Raw genomic sequence first — 21,283 nt, 5'->3', positions numbered from 1 at the left:
GCGGTTGAAGGATCGACATTCCATGCTGGCAGTCATTGCTGGGACTTTGGTTCTGACGACAGTGGTCGGCGGGCTGATTACGGCCTTCTGGATCGAGGCCCGTCATGATCTCCACGACCCGACGGCGGACAGGGCGATGCACCTGGAGCTGCTAACCAGACTTGGCTCTCCGGCTTCGGCGGAGTCGTCCTGATATGGACACCATCACCGCGAAACTCGATCCAAGAACGCGAGTCGGCTGGCTTCTGCTCGGCTTCGCGCTGGGCGGTTTCTTCGACGGCATCGTCCTGCACCAGATTCTACAATGGCATCATCTTCTCTCGGGCCTCGCCGACCCGGCGGGTTCCGACCTGCGCTTCCAGATCATAGCCGACGGCCTCTTCCACTTGTTCATGTACGTGTTCGCCGTTGCCGGCACGGTGCTACTGGTGGCGGCGAGGGCAGCAGGCGGGCGGGCCGGAACGACGACCGAGATCCTTCGGCTAGCCTTCACCGGGTTCGGCCTCTGGCATCTGGTGGACGCCATTGTGTTCCATTGGCTGCTCGGCCTGCATCGGATCAAGATGAACAGCGACATGCCGCTCGCCTGGGATATTGCGTGGCTGGTCATCTTCGGAATCGTGCCGCTGCTGTTGGTGCTGGTGCTGCCCAACCGCGGTAGACCGGCACGCGGTGCCTCGGCGGCTCTGACCAGCATCGTCCTGCTTGCAGGACTGACTACGGGTGCCGGCCCGCTCTTCAACGGTGCCACCACTTCCGTTATCGTCTTTCGAGCTGGGATGGAACCGGCCGCGATGATGCGGGCGGTTCAAGCCGCCGACACCGACCTCAAGTGGGTCGACGCCAGCGGCACCATCTGGGCGGTCGATAGGGTCTCATGGCGCGGGTTGATGACCCTGCACGCGCGCGGCGCCCTGGTCGTCGGCACAACGCCTGTCATTGCCGGATGCCTCGCCTGGACCGATGCCGCTGGTGCGAGCAGTCGCTCCGGCCAGCAGTGAGGCATCCTAGCCCGCTTCCGGAAGGTGGCGGGCTTTTTGTCGGCCGATTGCCACGCCTGGTCGAAGGCAAAGAGTGGCACATTGCGGATTGGCAAATTAGATCGAAGAAGAAGAGCTATCAGAAGCCCGCATTCACCAAAAGTGAGCGGCTGTCGTCGGTGACGGCATCGCCCAGTTCATCCGGGGTCTACGGGATCATCGATTAATCAAGAGAATTGCAGCTTGGAAGCCCGCTGCTGAATGGTGGCGGGCTTTTTAGTGCATTAGTGGAACCTGATATGTCGAGGCAGGTTGGAACCGGCGGCAGCGTCCCCCGCTGCCGGGCCGAGGCCCCAAGCCTTGGCCGGGTCCGCCTCTGCCCGCCAGTAGGGGCGGACCCACTGCAACATGGCTCCGAAATGAGTTTGGATCGCTCTCGGTTTCCCTGGCCGTGGATAACACCGGAAGGCCCGTTACTGCTCCCTCAGTGGCGGGTTTTTCAATGGCAGGTTGGCCGGTGAAGCATCACGTCCCGGTTCTCAGGAACCCGTAATGCTACCCTGAATTGCTGGATTTCGCTGCCCTTTGGCATCGCAGACCGTGCATATCAGATCGAGACGGGAGCCAGCCCCAGAACGGGCCAGCTCTGCCAGGATCTCGGTCAGTGCATCGGTGTCGGAAAGTTCGAAGCCAGTTCACTGACGGTGGAACAAAACTGCCCTGTCGAACTTTGGTCGTCGCACTGCTCCCGGTGCTTTCCCCCATGAGAACTGCCCGCTGGCTCCGGCCGGCGGGCTTTTTGCGTCATGTGCTGGGCGATTCTCGGACCCCATTCGTTGGAACCGCCGCTTCAATGCGAAGTTAGGTGCCCAGGGACATTCAAACATGGAGTTGATCATGAAACAGCTACTTTTCGCGTCCGCCATTGTGGCACTGTCAACTGGGTTGGCCTTTGCCCAATCGAGCAACACCACCGGTACTGGCGGGTCATCCACGACGACAACCAAGACCATGCCGAGCACTACGACCGACCAGGGCACGGATTCGACCACCACGAGTGGAACGAACTCGAACTCCGCCAAGGACTGCGCTCCTGGTCAGCAAACTGGCAGCGCCAACCAGGCCGCGCCAGGCCAGCAGGATACAAACGCTAACTCGGCCGCTCCTGGCCAGATGAAAAAGACCACGGACGGCTGCTGAGCGCGCTTTCGGAACCTTTGCCCCTGTCTCAGGTTGGTACAAGCGGTCGATTCCTAGGATGTAGCCGCACATATAGCCCGTCGTGCAAGGCCAGCACGGCGGGTCTTTCGCACGATACGAGCTGCCTGGTGCTTTCGCTTCGCGCTCCAGCGTCTCACGGGTCGTTGCCGTGCTTTTTGATAAGTTCCCGGACTTCAGGGATGGTAAGCTGGGATTTGCTGGCGAGATAGCCGACCTCGTATTCCTCGTCGCCCGATACGCGGTCGCGGTCACGAAAATCGCGCTTGCTTTTGTCATCTGGCATGGTTGTTCCTCCTGAGAGGAGAACAGCGAAAGTAGCGCCGGGTTCCACGTAAGGACGGGCCAGCGCTTGTCGCAGAGTTGGCCTGCGCCGGCTTGATTCTGCCTGCACGGGTTCCTTTGTTGCTCGGGAGTCTATCGATCTTGTATGGCGGCCTCGACCAAACGCCGTATCCTGCCGGAACGCTCAATGTTTTGAGCCACCATCTCTTTCGAGCGCTGAATCGCGAGCTCGGCCCGTTCCAGGCGTTGCTTGGCACTGGCGACTTCGGCCTCCATCGCGATTCCCTGGCGTTTCGGGATGTTTGTCATGAGATTGAAACACAGGGAGGACGGAATCGTTCCCTGACGCCGGCCGAAACGGGTGTGGCATGAACACCTGCCCAAGTGCCTGGTGCATTCCTTTGCAACTATTTTAGCCTATTCTAATTTAAATTCGGTCCTGTCCGAGTTCGCGTATGTTGAAGTTCATCCGGCCAATGTTCCCCACGCTTGTCGAGGTGCCGCCGACAGTGGACAACTGGATTCACGAAATCAAGTATGATGGCTACCGGACGCAAGTCATTGTCGAGGACGGCACTGCCCGAACGATCACGCGGAGGGGCTACGACTGGTCATCGACGTACAAGACGATTGTCGAGGCGGCGGCAACCATTCCGAAGTCGGCAATCATCGACGGCGAGGCAATCGTCCTTAACGAGAAAGGCGTGTCGGATTTCCATTCGCTGCGGTCGGCGATGCGATGGGCGCCGGATCGGATCATCTTCGTTGCCTTCGATCTGCTGCACCATGACGGCATCGATCTGCGTCGCGAACCGTTGCTGGCACGTCGGGAAAAGCTGCTCGAACTCGTCGGGCCTGCCAAAGGCGTGATCCAGTACAGCCACCATGTGCATGGCGGCGGGGCTGACTTTTATGCCGCGGTTGATCGGATGGGCCTAGAGGGCATGGTGTCGAAGCGGGAAGAGAGCAGCTATCGGTCAGGCGACACCGAAGCCTGGGTGAAAACGAAATGCTATGAGGAAGTCGACTTTGAAGTTGCAGGCGTGCAGCGAACGCCCGGTTCGGCTCCACTCGCCTTGATGGCAACCCGCGATGCGGAACGCCGCTACGTCGGCTCAGCAAACATCGCCCTGACCAAAGCCATGCGGGAACGCCTCTATGCCAAGGTGCAAGAGGGGAAAGGCGCGCCACCGAGGGGCGCCGACAAGCCCGACGCCGAATGGATCAAACCTGGCCTTGTCGGACGCGTGAAAGACCCTTAAGCGCGAAAATAAACTACGCCACGCCACGCTGCGGGCGATCCGGGAGGCAAAGGCATGACGGGCCGACGCGGCGACGCATCGCCCACAATGCACATCTCCGGAAGCGACCGGTGCGAGGGGTGGCCGGCGCCTGTGGCGGGTTTGTTGGGACGTTAGGCGCCGGCCGGGCGGGCGGAGGTGAGCCGCCGCAAGCTCAAGCTAATATATCCCCGACTCTCATGCCTATGGTGCTATCGCGGAATGGCCTGACGGGCAGTCTAGGCCAACAGGATTAATTGCTGCGCTTTCATTCTGCCAGTAGCTTGCAGGCCTGGTCATTTAGCCCCAGATGAGGTCGGCACGCTCACCGTTACCGGTGCGTGGTAACTTGATCGTGCCGACCTCACCTTTGACACATGGAACCGATGCCCCTGTGGCAACCGAGCGAAGCTCTGGCCAACGCGATCATTGAGACCGTCGAGCGTCTGACGAAGGAAGCCCGCCGCTGAAGGACACGGACAGCGACGGGCCTTGCACCAGAGCTTGGACTTGAGGAGGGGACATCTCAACCAAGCACATTTCCAACTTCAATTGCGGATGCTTGTTCCAGCCCTACGAGAAAGATTTAGCGCTAGCCGACGTCTGACGAAGTAGGCCCGTCACTGGACTTCAGGGAAATCAGTGACGGGCCTCTGCTAGGGTGTTTCCACGAGTTATCCTTGCACTTGGATGAGACTGCAAGGAGCCTGTTCCGCATTCTCCGTGGGCAGTTGCTTGCCTTCTCAGGGCGCGCCAGAGCTGAGTTCCAGATACGGACGGCAAAAGTCAAGCCGCTCGGGAACGACACAGCTTGGCACATGGCCGCCCGGGCGGCGGAATGCGATGCCGAGGCGAGAGTCATCGAAGGGATCATCCATCGCCAAAAATCATGACGAACAGCATTCTTAAGTCGGTAGAGATAGAGGCCGTTTAAGGTAGTGCAGTTTGCGGCCCATCCTTGCGTGCGCTGGCGTCTCGGAACACACGCCGGCGCCTCCAAAGAAATTTGTACGATTTTTACCAAGCGCCTCCTTGTACGCAAATGATAATGACCGTTGCTGGCTTTGGAGCCATTCTTCAGCACTCAAGATCAGCATTATTCAAAGGACGTTCATATGAATTTCCCCATCGGCGGCGAGCAACCTATTTTCCCCGAGGAACTGGGCACGCTGAGGATTGTATTCTCGCAGCTTTGTGAGGAACACGAGATTCTAACCACTTCCGGTGAGGCCGGGGAACTCGCCTCAGAGTTGGTCCGACTGTTTCAAACACGCATCAAAGACGAGACTGTGCTGATGGTCTTGATGCGCGCCAGGTTGAACCACTGGCAGGCCCAGTCCGTAGGCTAGTAAAAGTGGTTCCAGTGACACGGTGGGTGGTCAGTTTTGACCACAGCCGTATGGAGGAAAATTTATGTTGTACCCTGGTCACTGCCTTGGTCCGTGCGAGATTGAAATGTTGTCTCGCATTTGCCGGACTGTGTGCGACGAGAGCAAATTGCCGCTTACTTCGCCCGATGCCGAAAAAGCGGCTTCTCACCTGCTGAAGCTCTTTATGAACGGCCTTACCCGCGAAGAGGAACTGGTTGATGCGGCCAGAAACCGTATGAAATGGCTGCCTCCAGCTCATGGTTTTCAAAAGGCGACGCTGCCGCACTTCCGAGCCGTTAATCACCCCGACATCAGCCAGGAAGTGGCTTAGCCGGTTACGAATGCGGGCAGCTCATTTTTCACGCAGGCCCTGCCAGGCCGAGTTGAGCCAGGAATTTCGAAACTCCGCTGAGCACATGGGTTCGTGGGGCCTCGAACTTGTAGCGGTACGACGATACCTAAACCGGCTGATGGATAGCCACAAACTCGTACGCTACCTCGCTCATCATTTTCCAAAGCAACTCGCTCAATTCCAAGACGGTTTGGAAACGGCTTGAGTTCCCAGTGCGGCCGCCGGCGCACGCGCCGCGCTTGGCCGCCTAGTGTCGTTCTCTAGCCGCCCTCTGAGAAATCTCACCCTTTCGCAGGGGTGGAAAAGGCCGCGATGATCGCCTCGAGCGACACGCTCAGAGGCATTCGAAAAGGTCCTGCCCTTCTGCCAAATCGCGACGTAATGATAGAGCGCTGACGGTTCCACCGGTTTTGCTTGGAGGTTAAACGCTTCGTATTCACGCGCAATGATTTCATTGGTTATGGAAATGCCCAGGCCAGCCGAAACGTATCCGGCCTCGTGACCGTTGCAATCGGATTCCACCAGTATGTCTGTCTCAACGCCGGCGAAGCGCAACGCATTGAAGTTCATCTGGTGGGCGGCGAACTGGGGATCGATATCGACGGTCGTTTCGCCTGCCAGGTCGTGAGCCTCGATACAGGCCTGTTTCGAAAAGCGGTGGTCGGGATGAAAGATGCATACGTTTTGTGCCGACCCGAGCGGCGCCCATTCAAACAGGCGTGGGTCCAGCGGCAATCTCGAGATCCCCAGATCTGCGCGACCGGCCAAGATGTGCTCGCCGATCTGGTCGTAGCTTCCAGAAAATTGACCGGACGTTCGAAGCGGTCTTTGCGTGGATCATCGCCACCACCTTGGGCATGGTCACGAAACCGAAAACAGAAGGCGCGGCAATTCCAATCCTTTGCTTTTCCTCGTGCTTCATCGCGAAGATTGACGCTTCCAGCCGATCCAGGGACGTCAGGGCAAGTTCTACGTTTCGCAGGAGCTCCCATGCTTCCTGCAAGGGGACGATGCGGTTGGCTGATCTCTTGAAGAGGGTGATGCCGAGCGTGGTCTCGAGCTGCTTCACATGTTGACTGACAGCCGGCTGGCTTATCCCGAGGGCTGCCGCTGCTCGCCTTGTCGAACCGGCCCGCAACACAGACTGAGGGGTCGAGGAGACAATCGAATGGCCAGGCACGCTGACTTTGGCCGACTTCAACGTCCCAGAAGGTTCTTCTCGACGGTTCTGAGATGAACCAGCATCGCTGTCTTGGCGCCATCGGGATCGCGACGGAGCAATGCATCTAGAAGCGCCTGATGTTCCTCGCAATACACTTGGCGGCGCTCTTCGGAGAATGACCGCTTTTTCATCTCGAACCAGGGCGACTGGTTTCGGATCGCACGCATGAGATTGTGGATTTCCTTCAAAAAATCATTGCGGCAGCATGCGAACAAACGGTGATGGAATTCCGCGTCCCAATGCTCGAAGGTGGGCATGTCTTGCGACTCGCAAGCGGTCTTGTGAGCTTCGCGAACAGCGTTGAGGTCTGCCGCACTTGCATTGGTTGCGGCAAAAGCCGCGGCAGTTGGTTCCAGCAATTGCCTGATTTCCATCATATCAGCCGGGCTGGTGCCTTCCATCCGCGCCACAGTCGAGGCAATCGACAAGGGATTTGTCGCGGTTAGAAACGTCCCACGACCGACGTGGCGAACAACCGTTCCGTCACCTTCCAGGAAACCGACGGCGCGCCGCACTGTGTTGCGCGCCACCCCAAACTCGACCGCCAGATCACGCTCAGGAGGCATCCGCCCGTCCTCAAGCCATTCGCCGGATGAAATCCGCTTCTTGAGCATCAAGGCAATATCGTTCGCAACGAGCTTCGGCATATCAAAACTTCTATCTGATCCAATTGTGGACCAATACTATCAGTCATTGGGTGTCCGGTCTAGTAGTTCGAGCCCTTAAATAGGGCGTTTTCATCAGATATGCAAAGATTCTTGCACTCAGCCCATTGCCAAGCCCAACCAATCGTGGCTATCGTGTCTTCAAAGGCCACATATTGGCTCATAAAAGGTTCAGGGAGAGAGGCATGAAAATTGCGACATTCGCGATCGCCGGAGAGCGTCGCGTCGGCATCGTCGATCTCGAGAAGCAGACCGTTTCGCCTTTTGATCTGCCCGTCGAACAGGCGCAGACAGGTCTTCTGGCGTTGATCCGTCGCAATGGCGCCGGGATGCCGCGAACGCTTTCGCCGATCCCCCTTGCGCAGGTCGAGATCGAAGCGCCAATCCCGCTGCCGGCCCGCAACATTTTCTGCGTCGGCAAGAACTATCATGAGCATGCCCACGAGTTTTCCCGCAGCGGATTTGATTCAAGCGCGGCCGCAGGGACCATCCCCAAGCACCCGATTATCTTCACCAAGGTTCCAGAGTCGGTGATACCGACCAACACCAATGTGTTGATCGACTCCTCTGTATCGACTTCCATCGACTATGAGGCAGAGCTTGCCGTCATCATCGGCAAGGGTGGGCGTGGAATTTCAAAGGAACACGCTTACGATCACGTTTGGGGCTACACGATCGTCAACGACGTCACCGCCCGCGATTTGCAGGGCAAATACAGTCAGTGGCTGATAGGCAAGTCCCAGGACACTTTCTGCCCCATGGGGCCTTGGGCCATAACCAAGGATGAACTCGACCTCGATAGTGCTTCGGTCCGCTGTTTCGTCAATGACGACCTGCGCCAGAACTCGAAGATTTCGCTGCTCATTTTCGATATCCCGACGATCATCTCGACGCTCTCGCAAGGCATCACACTGAACCCGGGCGATATCATTGCGACGGGCACACCAGCGGGAGTCGGTATCGGGTTTGACCCGCCGAGATATCTGAAGGCCGGCGACGTTGTGCGCGTCGAGATCGACGGCATTGGGTCTCTGGAGAACCGCTTCGCGGAGCGTGCGCAATGACGACCGTGACGATCGGACCGATCGTTGCCGAGGTCACCGGCGAAGGGATGCCGGTGGTGATGATCCATGGCCTCGGCGGAACATCAAATATGTTCCAGCCTCAGATGGCCGCACTTTCTGGATATCGTGTGGTCCGGCTCGATTTGCCTGGCTCGGGGCGCTCGCCAAGGCCGTTCGAGCCTCTGACGATGGAAATTATGAGCGAGGCCGTTGTCCGTGCTATGGACGGCATGGGCGTGACGCGGGCACATTTCATCGGCCATTCGATGGGCACCATCGTCTGTCAGCAGATCGCTGCCAAACATCCTGCACTGGTCGCCTCGCTGGCATTGTTCGGCGCCTTGGCCGAACCTGCCGAAGCGACACGGCTGGGCCTCGCCAAGCGAGCCCAACTGGCCAGGTCCGGCGGCATTGCCGACATTGCCGATCAGATCGTCGCCAATGCGCTGTCGGCGCATACAAGGGAGACGTCGCCTGCGGCAATCGCCTTCGTGCGCGAGTCGATAACACGTCAGGATCCGGAGTCCTATGCGCGCACTTGCGAGGCACTGGCGAAGGCGGTGGCGGTCGACCCCAGGCGCATTGCGGCCCCTACCCTGTTGGTTACCGGCGACGCCGACACGGTCAATCCGATGAGCGTCGGTCAGGCGCTTGCCGATGGGATCAAGGGAGCCGTAATCTCGTCGCTCGATCGGTGCGGACACTGGGCTACCATTGAGTGCCCCCGCGAAAGCAGCCAAAAGCTCGCCGATTTTTTGCGACGCGTTGATAGGTGAGGACCTGAACAGCGCGTAAAACTGCGCGTTCGAAAGTTTTTGGGAGGATAAGATGGCAGAAGACAGCTGGAACGGAAACGGTTCGGGCGGCACGCTCTTCACCAATGTGCGCGTGCTCGACGCGACGGGTGAGTATCCCTACACCGGGGAAGTGCTGGTGCAGGGCAACCGCATCAAGCAGATCACCAAGGGTTCGTCACGTTTTGGCTCATCATCGTCACCGTCATATGGTGGCGGTGCGACGGTCATCGACGGCATGGGCGCGACGCTGATGCCCGGCATGATCGATGCCCATTTGCACCTGTCCTGGAACAATGCGCCCGGCATCGACCCGATCCAGATGATGGAAATCGAAGAGCATATGCTGGTCACCATGGAAATGGCCAAGCTCGTGCTGGACGCGGGCTTTACAGCCGGCCGAGGTGCTGCGGCAGCCAAGCCCAGGCTGGATGTCGTGTGCAAGAAGTTCATCAATCAGGGACGGTTTCCTGGCCCGCGCTACCTTGCAGCTGGACCCGAGATCACCACGGTGGGAGGCCTCGGAGATTCGTCGCCGTCTCATATCCCCCATGAAGGTCTCAACCTCGGCATCGTCGTCTCGGGGCCGGAAGAAATCCGGCGCACCGTGCGCCAGCTGATCAAATACGGCGTCGACTCGATCAAGCTCAACCTGTCCGGTGAAAGCATCACCGGCATGGGCGCCGAAGAGACACCGATGTCCGAAGAGGAGGTCGCCATGGCGGCCTCGGAGGCACGCTGTCGCAACAAGGTGTTGTCGGCGCACGCGCGCTCATCCGGATCGGTCAAGCAGTGCATCAGGCACGGCATCCAGAACATCTACCATGCCTCTTTCGCCGACGAAGAGGCACTCGACATGCTTGAAGCAGCCAAGGACAAGCACTTCGTTGCGCCCGGCATTGCCTGGCTCATCAACACTGCTCGCCATGCCGAGCAATGGGGCATCAAGCCGGGCTCGCCACTTTCGCTCGAATATGAGCGGGAGCTCGAAATGTGCATCGATACGATGAAGAAGATGCATCGGCGCGGTATCCGCGTCTGCATCGGCGGCGACTATGGTTTTGCGTGGACGCCGCAAGGCACCAACGCCAAGGACATCCAGACGTTCGTGGAGATGCTTGGCTACTCACCGATGGAAGCGATCCAGGCCGGAACCAAGTTTGGCGGCCAGATCATGGGCATGGGCGACGAGCTCGGTCTGATCAAGGAAGGCTATCTCGCCGACCTGCTGCTGATCGACGGTGATCCGATCTCGGACGTGCGCATCCTGCAGGACAAGAACCGCATCCTCGCCATCATGAAGGACGGCAAATTCCATAAGGCGCCGCGCATCAACGAACAGCGCCGTCGGCTGACTGCATGAGTATCCTGGACCGGCCATCTTCGTCCGGGATTTCGGGCGGCGGCGTGTCGCGCCGGCAGGCGTGGGGCCTTTTCTGGCTCCTGGTCGCCGCGCTCGTCGCATGGCTGGTTTTCGCCGTCTGGCCGGATTGGCTCAACGCGATCCTGATATCGAAGAAAGCCTTTGTCAGCGCCATCCTCAATGGCATCACCCTGGCAGGTCTCTACTTTCTGGTTGCCAGCGGTTTCACATTGATCTTCGGCCTCATGCGCAACGTCAACCTGGCGCATGGCTCGCTCTATCTGCTCGGCGCCTACATCGGCTACGAAGTGGCGAGCCGCACAGGTTACTGGCTGCTGGGGGTCGCTGCCGGCTTCATCGTGCTGGCCGCGATCGGTGTCGTCATGCAGGTCGTCGTCTTCCGTCGCCTGGAGGGTGACGATCTCAGACAAACCCTGGTCAGCATCGGCATCTCCATTGTCGCTGCCGACCTGATGCTTGCCGTCTGGGCCGGCGGCACTTACCAGATCGCGGTGCCGGAATGGCTGGACGGTGCAGTGACCTTGCCGGTTATAACGGCAGTCCGATCCAACGGCGCATCGGTCTTTCTTACCTACCCATTTTATCGGATAGCCGTGCTGGCCGCCGCCATCGTCATTGGCATCGGCCTGTGGCTGATGCTGAACAAGACCCGCATCGGCATGATGATCCGCGCCGGCGTCGACGACCGCGCGATGCTCTCGGCGTCCGGCGTCAACGTGCATGCGGTCTTTGCCATCGTCTTTGCGGTCGGCGCCGGACTTGCCGGCTTTGCCGGCGTCGTTGGCGGATCGGCGCTGTCCGTCGCGCCGGGCGAAGACATTCGTTACCTGCTGGCCTCGCTCGTGGTTGTCATCGTTGGCGGGATGGGCTCGATATCAGGCGCAGCCATAGGCGCGCTTCTCATTGGTCTGGCCGAGCAACTCGGCCTCGTCTACTTCCCGACCTATGGCGTCGTGCTGACCTTCATCATCATGGTCGTGACACTTGCGATCCGGCCGCAAGGCATCATGGGCAAATCACGATGACCATAAGCCTCCAATCCACGCCCGTCGCAACCCAGCCAAACTGGCTGGACAAAATTGGCGCGGGCCACATTCTCCTCGGCATCGCGCTGGTTCTGTATCCGTTGGTGGCGTCGGATTTCTTCCTGACGCAGATCGGCGGCTACTCCTTGATCTTTGGCATGCTTGGGCTGTCGTTGATGATGCTCGCCGGCTACGGCGGCATGGTCAGCCTGGCTCAGATCACCGTTGCCGGCATCGCTGCCTATTGCATCGCGATCTTCGGCGACAACAACAGCCATCTTCTTGGCTTTGGCTGGCCGTGGTGGATTGCAGCCCCGGTTGCGATCCTGATCGCGGCGATCGCCTCGTCCCTGATCGGATGGATATCGGTCCGCACCGAAGGCATCTACACCATCATGATCACGCTGGCGATTGCCACCGCCACCTTCTACTTCGCGCAGCAGAACTACGCGATCTTCAATGGTCATTCGGGCTATGCCGGCATACGCGCCCCAGCTTTCTGGGGCGTGAACTGGCGCGATCCGAAGGCGTTCTATTATCTGTGCCTTGGGTTCTCGGTGCTCGCCTATGCCGCGATCCTCTACGGCTCCAGGTCAACGTTCGGGCTGACCCTGCAGGCGATCCGTGACAATCCGCGCCGGATGCGCGCTCTGGGCTTCAACGTCACCGCGCACAAGGTGTTCGCCTGGTTCCTGGCCGGCATCATAGGTGGCTTGGCCGGTGTGCTCCTGGTCTGGTTCAACGGCCGCGTCTCGCCCGGCACCATAGGTGTGGACGCTGCAATCGATGTTCTGATCATCGCTGTCATTGGCGGCCTGCGGCATCCGATCGGGCCGTTCCTTGGCGCCCTCGTCGTCGTCCTGATGCAGACGTTCGCGATCGATCTCGTCGGGGCCGAGCGTTTCAACACGCTGATCGGCCTGGTCTTCCTGGTGATCGTTTTCATTTCACCAGACGGAATTCTTGGGTTGTGGGCAAAGTTCAAGCCCAACTTTTCTCAGGAGTCCTTGCGCCCCGGCCTGTGACGGCCGGGCGGAATGAACTGCATAACTCTGTCAATCAAGGGAGGAAATAATGAAGATGCACAGACGCACATTACTGGCTTTGGCATTGGCGAGCGGACTGACCGCTCCGTCCTTGGCTCTCGCTGCTGACGACACCATCAAGATTGGTCTGCTTGCGACCTTCGAAGGGCCCTTCACGGTGCTTGGCGAAGATAGCGAGCGCGGCGCAATGACTGCCGTGGAAGAGGTCGCCGGCACCGTGGCCGGCAAAAGAATCGAGATCGTCAAGGGATCGTCCGATGCGTCGCCCGACAGTGCGGTGCGCGCAGCCCGCAAGCTGGTCGAACAGGATGGCGTCAAGGTCCTGATCGGTCCGCTTTCCGGCGACGAAGGTCTGGCCGTCAAGGACTACGCCAAGACCCAACCGACCGTCACGTTCCTGAATGGCGCCTCTGCTGCCCAGGACACGACTTTCCGGGATCCCGCGCCGAACTTCTTCCGCTTTGGAACCGATGGCGCGCAATGGATGGCAGGCCTCGGCACCTACGCCTTCAAGGACAAAGGCTACAAGAACGTTGCGACCGTGGCGGAGGACTACTCCTTCCCCTACACGCAGGTGTTCGGCTTCATGGCCGAGTTCTGCAAGGCAGGCGGGCACGTGCCATCGAAGTCCTGGGTGCCGATCGGCAACAAGGATTTCTCATCGGTCATCGCTGCCATCCCCGACAATGTCGACGCAATCTATGTGGCACTCGGCGGTGCAGATGCCGTCAACTTCCTCACTCAATACCAACAGTCCGGCGGTGCAGCCCCGCTAATCGGAGGCTCGATCACGGTCGATCAGACGGTGCTCACGGCCAAGGGCAAGCTGCGGGACGTGCTCGTTGGAACGCCTTCGGCCGGTCCGACGGCCGATACAAATGACACCCCTTCCTGGACCAAGTTTGTCGAGGCTTACAAAAAGCAGCCAGGTGCATTCCCGTCGCCGTCGCTGTTTGCCCATGCCTACTACATCAACATGAAAGCCGCGCTGCTTGGCCTCGACAAGGTCGGTGGCGATGTGTCGGATGGCGGTGCGAAGCTCCGCGAAACCCTTTCGTCGCTGTCTTTCGAGACGCCGACGGGCAAGGTTTCGCTCGACAAGAACCGCAATGCGATTGCCGACATCTTCCTGACGGAGGTGACTGAAAACGAAGACGGGACGCTGTTGAACAAGCTGATCAAAGTGGTTCCGCAGGTAAACCAGACACTCGGCATCGCTGAAGCGGACTTCACGGCGCTGGGCGCGGTGAGCCGCGACAATCCGAACTGCCCATAATCGGTCGAACGCAGGAGCGCGCGCCAGTGGCCGAGAATGACATGGCTTCCCGTCTGCAAGGAACCGGTGCTTACGCACTGGAACTGGACGGCGTCGCGCGTCACTTCGGTGCTCTGGTGGCGCTCTCCGGCATCAATATGAGGATCGCGGCCGGTGAACGGCGCGCGGTCCTCGGCTCCAACGGCGCCAGCAAGACGACGCTTTTCAACGCGGTGACCGGCGACTTCTTGCCAACCGCCGGGCGCATCCGTTTCTTCGGCGAAGACATAACCGATCTGCCCCCACATGAACGCATCAGGCGTGGCTTGCGGCGGACCTACCAGATTTCGCAGCTGTTCAAGGGGCTGTCGGTTCTGGATTCGATCTTCCTAGCGTGCCGTGGAGTGTCGCGCCGCCGGTTCTCATTGCTTCGGCCGCGGTTGAATGACGTCAACAGGGTTCAGGCCGAGTCGATCCTCCACGCCGTGCATCTGGACGGCGACCGCGACGCGTTGGTGGCGACGCTAAGCCATGGTCAGCAAAGACAGCTGGAGATCGCTCTGGCGCTCGCCGGCGCACCGCGTTTCATACTGTTCGACGAACCCGCAGCCGGTCTGTCCCCGACAGAGCGCCGTGATCTGGTTGCGATCCTGAACGGCCTTCCCAAGCACATCGGCTATGTCATCATCGAGCATGATCTCGACGTGGCGCTTCGTGTCTCCGAATATGTCTCGATGATGCACAATGGCCGACTGTTCAAGGAAGGCACGCCCCAGGAGATCGAGGCCGATCCTGAGGTCCAGGAAATCTACCTTGGAGGCAAGCATGGCTGAGCGCGCCGCTTCCTCAGGCAAGGCGGTTCTCAAGATCGAGGACCTTCAGGTCTACTATGGCCAAAGTCATGCGCTGCAGGGCGTCTCGCTGACTTTGGAAACCGGCGTGTTGTCGGTCGTCGGCCGCAATGGCATGGGCAAGACGACACTGTGCAACACCATCACTGGCCTGAAGCGCGCACAATCCGGTTCCATTCGAGTCAACGGTCGAGAGATATCATCGCTCGAACCGCACGAGATCCACCGCCTCGGCGTCGGCTACGTCCCGCAAGGCAGGCGAGTCTGGCCAAGCCTGTCCGTGGATGAGCATTTGCGGATGTCGTCGAAACGCGACGCCAACTGGACGGTCGAGCGTGTCTACCAGACCTTTCCGCGCCTGGCGGAACGCAAGAGCAATGGCGGCTCTCAACTGTCGGGTGGCGAGCAGCAGATGCTGGCCATTTCGCGTGCGCTGCTGAGCGACCCTAAACTGCTGGTCATGGATGAGCCGACCGAAGGGCTGGCGCCGGTCATTGTCGAACAGGTCGAGCGCATGCTCGTCAGCCTGGCGGAAGAAGGCGAGATGGCGATCCTCGTCATCGAACAGAATATCGGTGTTGCAACGGCGGTGTCGGACCGCGTCGCTATCATGGTCAACGGGCGCATCAACCGGGTCATGGAAGCCTCGGCGCTTGCCGCCGATCGCGACTTGCAGCAACGCCTGCTCGGCGTTGGCCGCCACTCCGATGAACCTGCTGTTACTCCAGCCGCGATCGCCGAAGCACAAGAGCAACTGGCGGAGATCTACCGCATTGATCGGGCAGGCACACGCACAGAGCCGGTGGTTCAGAATGGGGTCTATCGTCCGGTCACTGAGCTGCCAAACCGGTGGAACGTGCCGGTTGCAGCCATGCGGCAAGCGGCAGTCGAAAAACACAATCCTCAAGACGAACTGAAAAAGGTCTTCGCCATCCCCTTCGCCGAGCGGATCGGCCGCACCGTTCTTGTCGCCGGAACGTTCGACACGAAGGCGAAGGAATTGCGGTTCGTAGCCGATCGTCTGAAATCCCTAGGGATCCCCGTTCGCACAGTCGACCTCTCGACCTCGGGAAGGCCGTCGAGCGCGGACGTTCCCGCTATGCAGGTCGCAGGCATGCATGCGCGAGGATCATCGGCTGTGTTTTCGAATGACCGCGGCGGCTCGGTCGCCGCAATGGCCGAGGCCTTTGCTCGCTGGATCGAACGCGAGCCAGGTCTTGGCGGGGTGATTTCGGCCGGCGGCTCAGGTGGAACAACCATGGCCACCGCCGGCATGCGCGTCCTGCCGGTGGGCGTCCCCAAACTGATGGTGTCCACCGTGGCAGCCGGCGACGTCGGCAAATATGTCGGTGGCGCCGATATCATGATGTTCCACTCGGTCGCGGATGTTCAGGGTCTCAACTCAATCACTGAGGCCGTCCTGGGCAACGCTGCTCACGCTATGGCGGGTATGGTCGCGCAGCTGCCTACCGGCGAAGCCTGGGAAGCCAAGCGAAAGCTGGCACGTCCTGCTGTCGGCATCACCATGTTTGGCGTCACCACGCCCGCCGTGCAGGCCGTGACCAAACGTTTGGAAGCGGATTATGACTGCCTGGTTTTCCACGCGACAGGCATTGGTGGCCGGGCCATGGAGAACCTCGCCGATTCCCGAATGCTGTCAGCCTTCATCGACCTGACCACGACGGAAATAGCCGATATGGTGGTCGGCGGCGTGTTCCCGGCAAGCGATGATCGCTTCGGTGCGGCGATACGCACGGGCTTGCCCTATGTCGGATCCACCGGCGCGCTAGACATGGTCAATTTCGGTCCGCGCGACAGTGTGCCGGAGAAATTCAAAAGTCGGAAGTTCGTCGTCCACAATCCCAACGTCACCCTGATGCGCACCACCAGGGACGAAAACCGGCAGTTTGGCGAATGGATCGGCGCGCGGCTGAATTCCATGAACGGGCCTGTGCGCTTTCTCCTGCCCGAAGGCGGCGTCTCGATGCTCGACGCACCCGGCCAGCCATTCCACGATCCGGAAGCCGACAATGCGCTGTTCGAGGCGATCCAGAAAACCGTGCGCCAGACCTCACTGCGTGTGGTTCAGCGGGTCCGATCCAACATCAACGATGCGCCATTCATCGATGCGGTGATCACTGCATTCCATGCAATCGGACCGAAACTGCAGAGGCGCGCATGACCCGATCTGCAGTTCGACAGCTTCAAGAAAATCAAGCCGGTCGGCTTCGGTCGATCGCATCCTGTTTGGGAGGGTAGAAAAATGGCCGCGCAGACTTTTGGCACGTTCCTTTTGTGGTTGATCGTCGCCGCGATCATCGTCGTGATTGCTGTCTATATCCTGCGATGGCTGTATCGCCGCTCCACCAAGGAAACTGCGTTCGTGCGAACCGGTTTCATGGGCGAGAAAGTGGTCGTCAATGGCGGCGCTTTCGTCATACCGGTCCTGCACGAAATAACTCCCGTCAACATGAACGTGCTGCGCATCGAGGTGCGTCGCGAAGACGCTCACGCGTTGATCACCAAGAACCGGATGCGCGTCGACCTGATCGCCGAGTTCTTCGTGCGGGTCGGAGCAAGCCGCGAATTGGTCGCCGCCGCCGCGCAAACACTTGGTCGACGCACATTGCAGCCTGAAAGCCTGCGCGAATTGCTTGAGGGAAAATTCGCTGGCGCTATGCGCACGATCGCTGCGCAGATGAGCCTGGAGGAAATGCACGAGTTGCGCGGCGACTATGCGGCCAAGGTGCGCACGCTTGCCTCCGAATCGCTAGCCGCAAACGGCCTCGAACTTGAGAGTGTCGCTATCGTCGACCTCGACCAGACCAGCCTTGAGTATTTCGATCCGTCCAACGCTTTCGATGCCGAGGGTCTGACGCAACTGACGGAATCCATCGAAACTCGCCGCCGGATGCGCAACGAGATTGAACAGCGCACCCTCGTCGATATCCGCAACCAGAACCTCGATACGCAGCGCAAGGTTTTGGAGATCGACCGTGACACCGAATATGCCCGGCTCGAACAGGAGCGCGAGGTCGAAATCCGTCGTGCGTCGCAACGTTCTGAGCTGGCCATAGAGCGCGCGCTCCGCGACCAGGAATCGGAACAGGCGCAGTTGTCCTCGCGCGAAGCCGTCGAAAAATCCCGGCTGAATCAGGAAAGGAACATCACGGAAGAGCGTATCAAGAGCGAAGAGGACACACAGCGGCGCGAGATCGCCCGCCGCCGATCCCTCGATGAAACTGAGATGAAAATGCGCGAATTGACAGAGCGGGAGCAGATCGCCCTGGAACTGTCGCTGGAAAAGGCCCGCATCGAGCGCGAAGGCGCGCAGAGCGGACTGGAGATCGAGCGCAAAAAGGTGCTCGAGATCGCGGAGCTTGAGCGACAGATCGCGTTGGCAGAGAAGGCGCTGGAAGTCACGAAGGCAGAGGCTGAAAAGCGCCGCGCCGAGATTGTTGAGAACCAGGCCACGGAAACCGCGCGCATCGCGCAGGAGCGCGCCATTGACGAGGTGAGGATCGCTCGCGAGCGCCACCTTGAAGCGTTGCAGATCGCCAAGCGCCAAGCGTTCGAGGAAGCCGAGATTTCTGCCGGCGAAGAGGTGGAACGCGCCCGCATCACCACCGAGCGCGGCATTGAGGAGGCCCGCTTGATCAAGGATCGCGACATGCGCCAGCTCGGTGTCGATCGCGACCAGAAGATCGAGATCGCCGAGATCCAGAAGGCTATCGACATCGCCAAGAAAACACAGGAGCGTTCGTCCGCGATCGCCGCATCGGAAGCCGTTCGTGCAAAGGCCATTCAGGCGGAGGAACAGGCCTTCACCGCCCGTGAGCGCGAGATTGCCGAGCGCCGCAAGCTGACCGATCTCATCGGCGCCGCCCGGGAAGCCGAGCGCGATGCCCTGCGCATCACCTCGGCCGCCGACGCCGAGATGAAGGCGGCCAAGAGCCTGGCGGAAGCGCAGAAGATCGCTGCTGTCGCTTCGGCGGAAGCGGAGAAGATCCATGCCCTGGCCGCAGCCCAGCGCTACGAGGTCGACGCCGCCGGTCACAGGCAGCTCAACGAGGCCGAGAACCTGCTTTCCGACGAAGCCCGCGCGGGGCGCCTGCGCGGCAAGTTGCTGGACCATATGGAAGGCATCATCCGCGAGAGCGTCAAGCCGATGGAGAAGATCGAAGGCATCAAGATCCTGCATGTCGAGGGCATCAACGGTGGCCAGGGCGGCAGCCGCAACGTCACCGACGAGGTCATCGATTCAGCGCTGCGTTACAGGGTGCAGGCGCCGATGATCGACAATCTGATGAAGGAGATCGGCATCGAGGGCGGATCGCTCGGCCGCATGACGGACGTTTTGCGAGACGCCAAGGACATAGCCAGCCTCAGCCGCGACAAGAAAGGCAAAGCAAAGAGCGGCAAGGAAACCGACGATGACGATCGCGACCAGTGAAGCCGTAGGGTTACCCAATGCCGAAGATCTATGTGTCGTCGACGATCAATGCGCCAGCTGTGGAAGTCTGGAAACTTGTCCGAAGCTTCAATGGCTTGCCAAGCTGGACGCCGTTCGTAGCGGAGAGCCGCATCGAACAGAACGCGCATCCGGACCAGATCGGCTGCATTCGCAATTTCACGCTGAAGGACGGCGCCCGGATTCGGGAGAAACTGCTGGCTCTGTCTGACTACGACCTCTCCTGCAGCTATGCGATGCTGGAGAGCCCGATGGAAGTCGAGAACTACATAGCCACACTCTCCCTGACCCCTGTCACCGACGGCAACATGACGTTCGCCGAGTGGCAGGCCGAGTTCGACTGTGCACCCGACCGGGAAAGCGCATTGGTGCAGCAGATCGGCACGGGCGTATTCCAGAGCGCCTTCACAGCGCTCAAACAGCGCTTCGCGCGCTGACATCGACGAATGGTCAAGGTTTGCCAGAGTACGATCATCAACGCGCCTGTCCAGGACGTCTGGTCTGTCCTGCGCGATTTCAACGGTCATGAACGCTGGCATCCGGCAATCTCCTTCAGCGAGATCGAGGGCGGTGATGCGGCCGATGCGATCGGCGCGGTGCGTCATTTCCGGCTTACGGATGGCAGCGAGCTGCGCGAACAACTCCTGGCCTTGTCCGACAAGGACCGGCGGCTGAGCTATTGTCTGCTGGAAGCGCCGTTGCCGTTGATGGGGTATGTCGCGTCGATCCGGCTGAAGCCGGTGACTGACGGCAACGCCACCTTCTGGGAATGGTCCTCGGAGTTCCATCCGCCGGCGCATCGCCGTGATGAACTGGTCAAGCTGGTCACCGAAGACATCTACCAAGCCGGTTTTGAATCCGTTCGCCGGCTCTTGAACGGAAGGCCGGTTGCCGGACCAACCAGGACCACGTCAGAGCAACCAGTAGCGCGGTTGATCCCCGAGATGCGCCAGCTGGAGCCGCCTGGAGCCAGCGCCCAGGGCACACGGACCAAGGCAATCCTCGTCGAGCGACACGGAGGACCGGAGGTTCTGCGGCTTGCGGAGATCGGCTTGGCGCCGCCATCGCGTGGCGAGGTCCAGATCCGTCACACATTCATTGGGGTCAACTTCATCGACGTCTATTGCAGGACCGGCTATTTCGATCTCCTGCAGCCGCCAGCCGTTCCAGGCATGGAAGCCGCAGGCGTCATTGCAGCGGTCGGCCCCGAAGTTTCGGGCTTTTCAGTCGGCGACCGGATTGCCTACGCATGCCCGCCGGTCGGCTCATACTGCGAACGACGCAACATGGCACCGGACCTTTTGGTTCACTTGTCGGACGATATTGCCGATGCAACTGCCGCGGCAGGTCTGTTGAAAGGCATTACCGCGAGCTTCCTGCTCCACGACGTCTATCCCGTGAAGCCCGGGTCCTTCGTGCTCATCCATGCGGCAGCTGGCGGGGTCGGCCAGTTGCTGATGCAATGGGCACGCCATCTCGGCGCGACGGTGATCGCCACCGTCTCGAGCGACGACAAGGCCCGGATCGTGGAACGCCTCGGCGCCCACCACGTGATCGTCTACTCCAGAGAGAATTTCGCCGAGGCCGTCATGCGTTTGACCGAAGGCAAGGGCGCAGATGTCGCCTATGACGCCGTCGGCAATGACACGTTCGGTGGATCATTGGCCGCATTGGGTATCCGTGGCCATCTCGTCAGTTTCGGTCAGGCCTCGGGACCTGTGGGAAATTGGGACATCGGTAGGTTCTCTTCGAAGTCGATCACCATTTCCCGTCCGAACTACGCCCATTACACGGACAGCCCCGAAAAGCTTGGTCCTCACATCAACCGGTTTTTCGCTGCTTTGCGCCAAGGTGTGATCAAGATCGGCGCGCCCAGGCAATATGATCTGGCACGGGCTGCCGACGCTCATCGCGACCTCGAGGCTAGGAGGACAACCGGGGCACTTGTGCTGAGGGTGTGATAGTACTGCCCCCCGGTGCCTTCTGCAGGCGCTCTCAAGGTCCGCTTCTGACGAACGTCG

Annotated in this window: 22 protein-coding genes; 17 read left to right on the top strand and 5 right to left on the bottom strand. The window is 60.0% G+C overall.

Annotated elements, in window-relative coordinates; translation table 11 throughout:
• Positions 1 to 194 precede the first annotated feature (194 nt).
• Entirely contained in the window at positions 195 to 1,001 is an 807-nt protein-coding gene (locus AC0L24_RS30450; RefSeq protein WP_127807846.1) for a DUF2243 domain-containing protein, read from the top strand.
• Positions 1,002 to 1,877: 876 nt separating this feature from the next.
• Positions 1,878 to 2,180, top strand: coding sequence for a hypothetical protein (locus AC0L24_RS30445; protein WP_245481911.1), 303 nt, complete (start codon positions 1,878 to 1,880; stop codon positions 2,178 to 2,180).
• A gap of 154 nt (positions 2,181 to 2,334) precedes the next feature.
• Here AC0L24_RS30445 and AC0L24_RS30440 read toward each other — a convergent pair whose 3' ends face one another.
• Both AC0L24_RS30440 and AC0L24_RS30435 read right to left on the bottom strand, forming a co-directional pair.
• Positions 2,335 to 2,484 (bottom strand): DUF3606 domain-containing protein, encoded by a 150-nt coding sequence (locus tag AC0L24_RS30440; RefSeq protein WP_348629727.1) that lies wholly within the window; start codon positions 2,482 to 2,484, stop codon positions 2,335 to 2,337.
• Positions 2,485 to 2,615: 131 nt separating this feature from the next.
• On the bottom strand, positions 2,616 to 2,759 hold the full coding sequence (locus AC0L24_RS30435) for a hypothetical protein (RefSeq protein WP_164873702.1): 144 nt from the start codon (positions 2,757 to 2,759) through the stop codon (positions 2,616 to 2,618).
• 179 nt (positions 2,760 to 2,938) lie between these two features.
• Here AC0L24_RS30435 and AC0L24_RS30430 point away from each other — a divergent pair, with 179 nt between their 5' ends.
• The 4 genes from AC0L24_RS30430 (at position 2,939) to AC0L24_RS30415 (ending at position 5,690) form a co-directional block, all read left to right on the top strand.
• Positions 2,939 to 3,745 (top strand): ATP-dependent DNA ligase, encoded by an 807-nt coding sequence (locus AC0L24_RS30430; RefSeq protein WP_348629332.1) that lies wholly within the window; start codon positions 2,939 to 2,941, stop codon positions 3,743 to 3,745.
• Positions 3,746 to 4,878: 1,133 nt separating this feature from the next.
• Positions 4,879 to 5,112: a hypothetical protein gene (locus tag AC0L24_RS30425; RefSeq protein WP_127807847.1), complete on the top strand. Its 234-nt coding sequence runs from the start codon at positions 4,879 to 4,881 to the stop codon at positions 5,110 to 5,112.
• 148 nt (positions 5,113 to 5,260) lie between these two features.
• Positions 5,261 to 5,464, top strand: coding sequence for a hypothetical protein (locus tag AC0L24_RS30420; protein ID WP_127396924.1), 204 nt, complete (start codon positions 5,261 to 5,263; stop codon positions 5,462 to 5,464).
• Positions 5,391 to 5,690 (top strand): plasmid partitioning protein RepB C-terminal domain-containing protein, encoded by a 300-nt coding sequence (locus AC0L24_RS30415; protein WP_365937225.1) that lies wholly within the window; start codon positions 5,391 to 5,393, stop codon positions 5,688 to 5,690. The genes AC0L24_RS30420 and AC0L24_RS30415 overlap by 74 nt, the downstream gene beginning before the upstream one ends.
• On the opposite strand, the gene AC0L24_RS30410 is transcribed toward AC0L24_RS30415, so the two are convergent.
• Genes AC0L24_RS30410 through AC0L24_RS30400 form a run of 3 tightly spaced genes read right to left on the bottom strand, consistent with a single transcriptional unit; the run spans position 5,660 to position 7,354 of the window.
• Positions 5,660 to 6,253 carry a LysR family transcriptional regulator substrate-binding protein gene (locus AC0L24_RS30410; RefSeq protein ID WP_174800298.1) on the bottom strand — a complete coding sequence of 198 codons (594 nt, stop codon included), beginning with the start codon at positions 6,251 to 6,253 and terminating at the stop codon, positions 5,660 to 5,662. The two genes, AC0L24_RS30415 and AC0L24_RS30410, sit on opposite strands and share 31 nt — an antisense overlap.
• Positions 6,195 to 6,686: a LysR family transcriptional regulator gene (locus tag AC0L24_RS30405; protein WP_281040147.1), complete on the bottom strand. Its 492-nt coding sequence runs from the start codon at positions 6,684 to 6,686 to the stop codon at positions 6,195 to 6,197. The genes AC0L24_RS30410 and AC0L24_RS30405 overlap by 59 nt, the downstream gene beginning before the upstream one ends.
• The gene (locus AC0L24_RS30400) at positions 6,683 to 7,354 is read right to left on the bottom strand and encodes a FadR/GntR family transcriptional regulator (protein ID WP_127807849.1); all 672 of its coding nucleotides are present in this window, start codon (positions 7,352 to 7,354) and stop codon (positions 6,683 to 6,685) included. The genes AC0L24_RS30405 and AC0L24_RS30400 overlap by 4 nt, the downstream gene beginning before the upstream one ends.
• A gap of 125 nt (positions 7,355 to 7,479) precedes the next feature.
• On the opposite strand from AC0L24_RS30400, the gene AC0L24_RS30395 reads away from it, so the two are divergent.
• The 11 genes from AC0L24_RS30395 to AC0L24_RS30345 all read left to right on the top strand — a co-directional run bounded on the left by AC0L24_RS30395 (position 7,480) and on the right by AC0L24_RS30345 (position 21,223).
• On the top strand, positions 7,480 to 8,436 hold the full coding sequence (locus AC0L24_RS30395; protein WP_245481794.1) for a fumarylacetoacetate hydrolase family protein: 957 nt from the start codon (positions 7,480 to 7,482) through the stop codon (positions 8,434 to 8,436).
• Complete coding sequence (locus tag AC0L24_RS30390) at positions 8,433 to 9,212, top strand: alpha/beta fold hydrolase (protein ID WP_127396928.1); 780 nt, start codon at positions 8,433 to 8,435, stop codon at positions 9,210 to 9,212. Before AC0L24_RS30395 ends, AC0L24_RS30390 begins: the two co-directional genes overlap by 4 nt.
• Before the next feature lie 52 nt (positions 9,213 to 9,264).
• On the top strand, positions 9,265 to 10,593 hold the full coding sequence (locus AC0L24_RS30385) for a metal-dependent hydrolase family protein (RefSeq protein WP_127807850.1): 1,329 nt from the start codon (positions 9,265 to 9,267) through the stop codon (positions 10,591 to 10,593).
• A complete protein-coding gene (locus tag AC0L24_RS30380; RefSeq protein ID WP_127807851.1) occupies positions 10,590 to 11,639 on the top strand; it encodes a branched-chain amino acid ABC transporter permease in 1,050 nt (349 codons plus the stop codon). Before AC0L24_RS30385 ends, AC0L24_RS30380 begins: the two co-directional genes overlap by 4 nt.
• Positions 11,636 to 12,664 (top strand): branched-chain amino acid ABC transporter permease, encoded by a 1,029-nt coding sequence (locus AC0L24_RS30375; protein ID WP_127395525.1) that lies wholly within the window; start codon positions 11,636 to 11,638, stop codon positions 12,662 to 12,664. The genes AC0L24_RS30380 and AC0L24_RS30375 overlap by 4 nt, the downstream gene beginning before the upstream one ends.
• Before the next feature lie 55 nt (positions 12,665 to 12,719).
• A complete protein-coding gene (locus AC0L24_RS30370; RefSeq protein ID WP_473564695.1) occupies positions 12,720 to 13,961 on the top strand; it encodes an ABC transporter substrate-binding protein in 1,242 nt (413 codons plus the stop codon).
• A 41-nt stretch (positions 13,962 to 14,002) separates the two neighbouring features.
• Positions 14,003 to 14,773, top strand: a complete 771-nt coding sequence (locus tag AC0L24_RS30365) for an ABC transporter ATP-binding protein (protein ID WP_473564694.1) — start codon at positions 14,003 to 14,005, stop codon at positions 14,771 to 14,773.
• The gene (locus AC0L24_RS30360) at positions 14,766 to 16,973 is read left to right on the top strand and encodes an ABC transporter permease (RefSeq protein ID WP_292133547.1); all 2,208 of its coding nucleotides are present in this window, start codon (positions 14,766 to 14,768) and stop codon (positions 16,971 to 16,973) included. The genes AC0L24_RS30365 and AC0L24_RS30360 overlap by 8 nt, the downstream gene beginning before the upstream one ends.
• Before the next feature lie 81 nt (positions 16,974 to 17,054).
• The gene (locus AC0L24_RS30355; protein WP_127395522.1) at positions 17,055 to 19,244 is read left to right on the top strand and encodes a flotillin family protein; all 2,190 of its coding nucleotides are present in this window, start codon (positions 17,055 to 17,057) and stop codon (positions 19,242 to 19,244) included.
• A gap of 17 nt (positions 19,245 to 19,261) precedes the next feature.
• Positions 19,262 to 19,699, top strand: a complete 438-nt coding sequence (locus tag AC0L24_RS30350) for an SRPBCC family protein (RefSeq protein ID WP_292133541.1) — start codon at positions 19,262 to 19,264, stop codon at positions 19,697 to 19,699.
• A 9-nt stretch (positions 19,700 to 19,708) separates the two neighbouring features.
• Positions 19,709 to 21,223, top strand: a complete 1,515-nt coding sequence (locus AC0L24_RS30345) for a zinc-binding dehydrogenase (protein WP_292133539.1) — start codon at positions 19,709 to 19,711, stop codon at positions 21,221 to 21,223.
• The last annotated feature ends 60 nt before the right edge of the window (positions 21,224 to 21,283 follow it).

It is taken from the genome of Mesorhizobium sp. WSM4809 (genome assembly GCF_055811655.1).
This window is presented reverse-complemented; position numbering and strand designations above follow the sequence as displayed.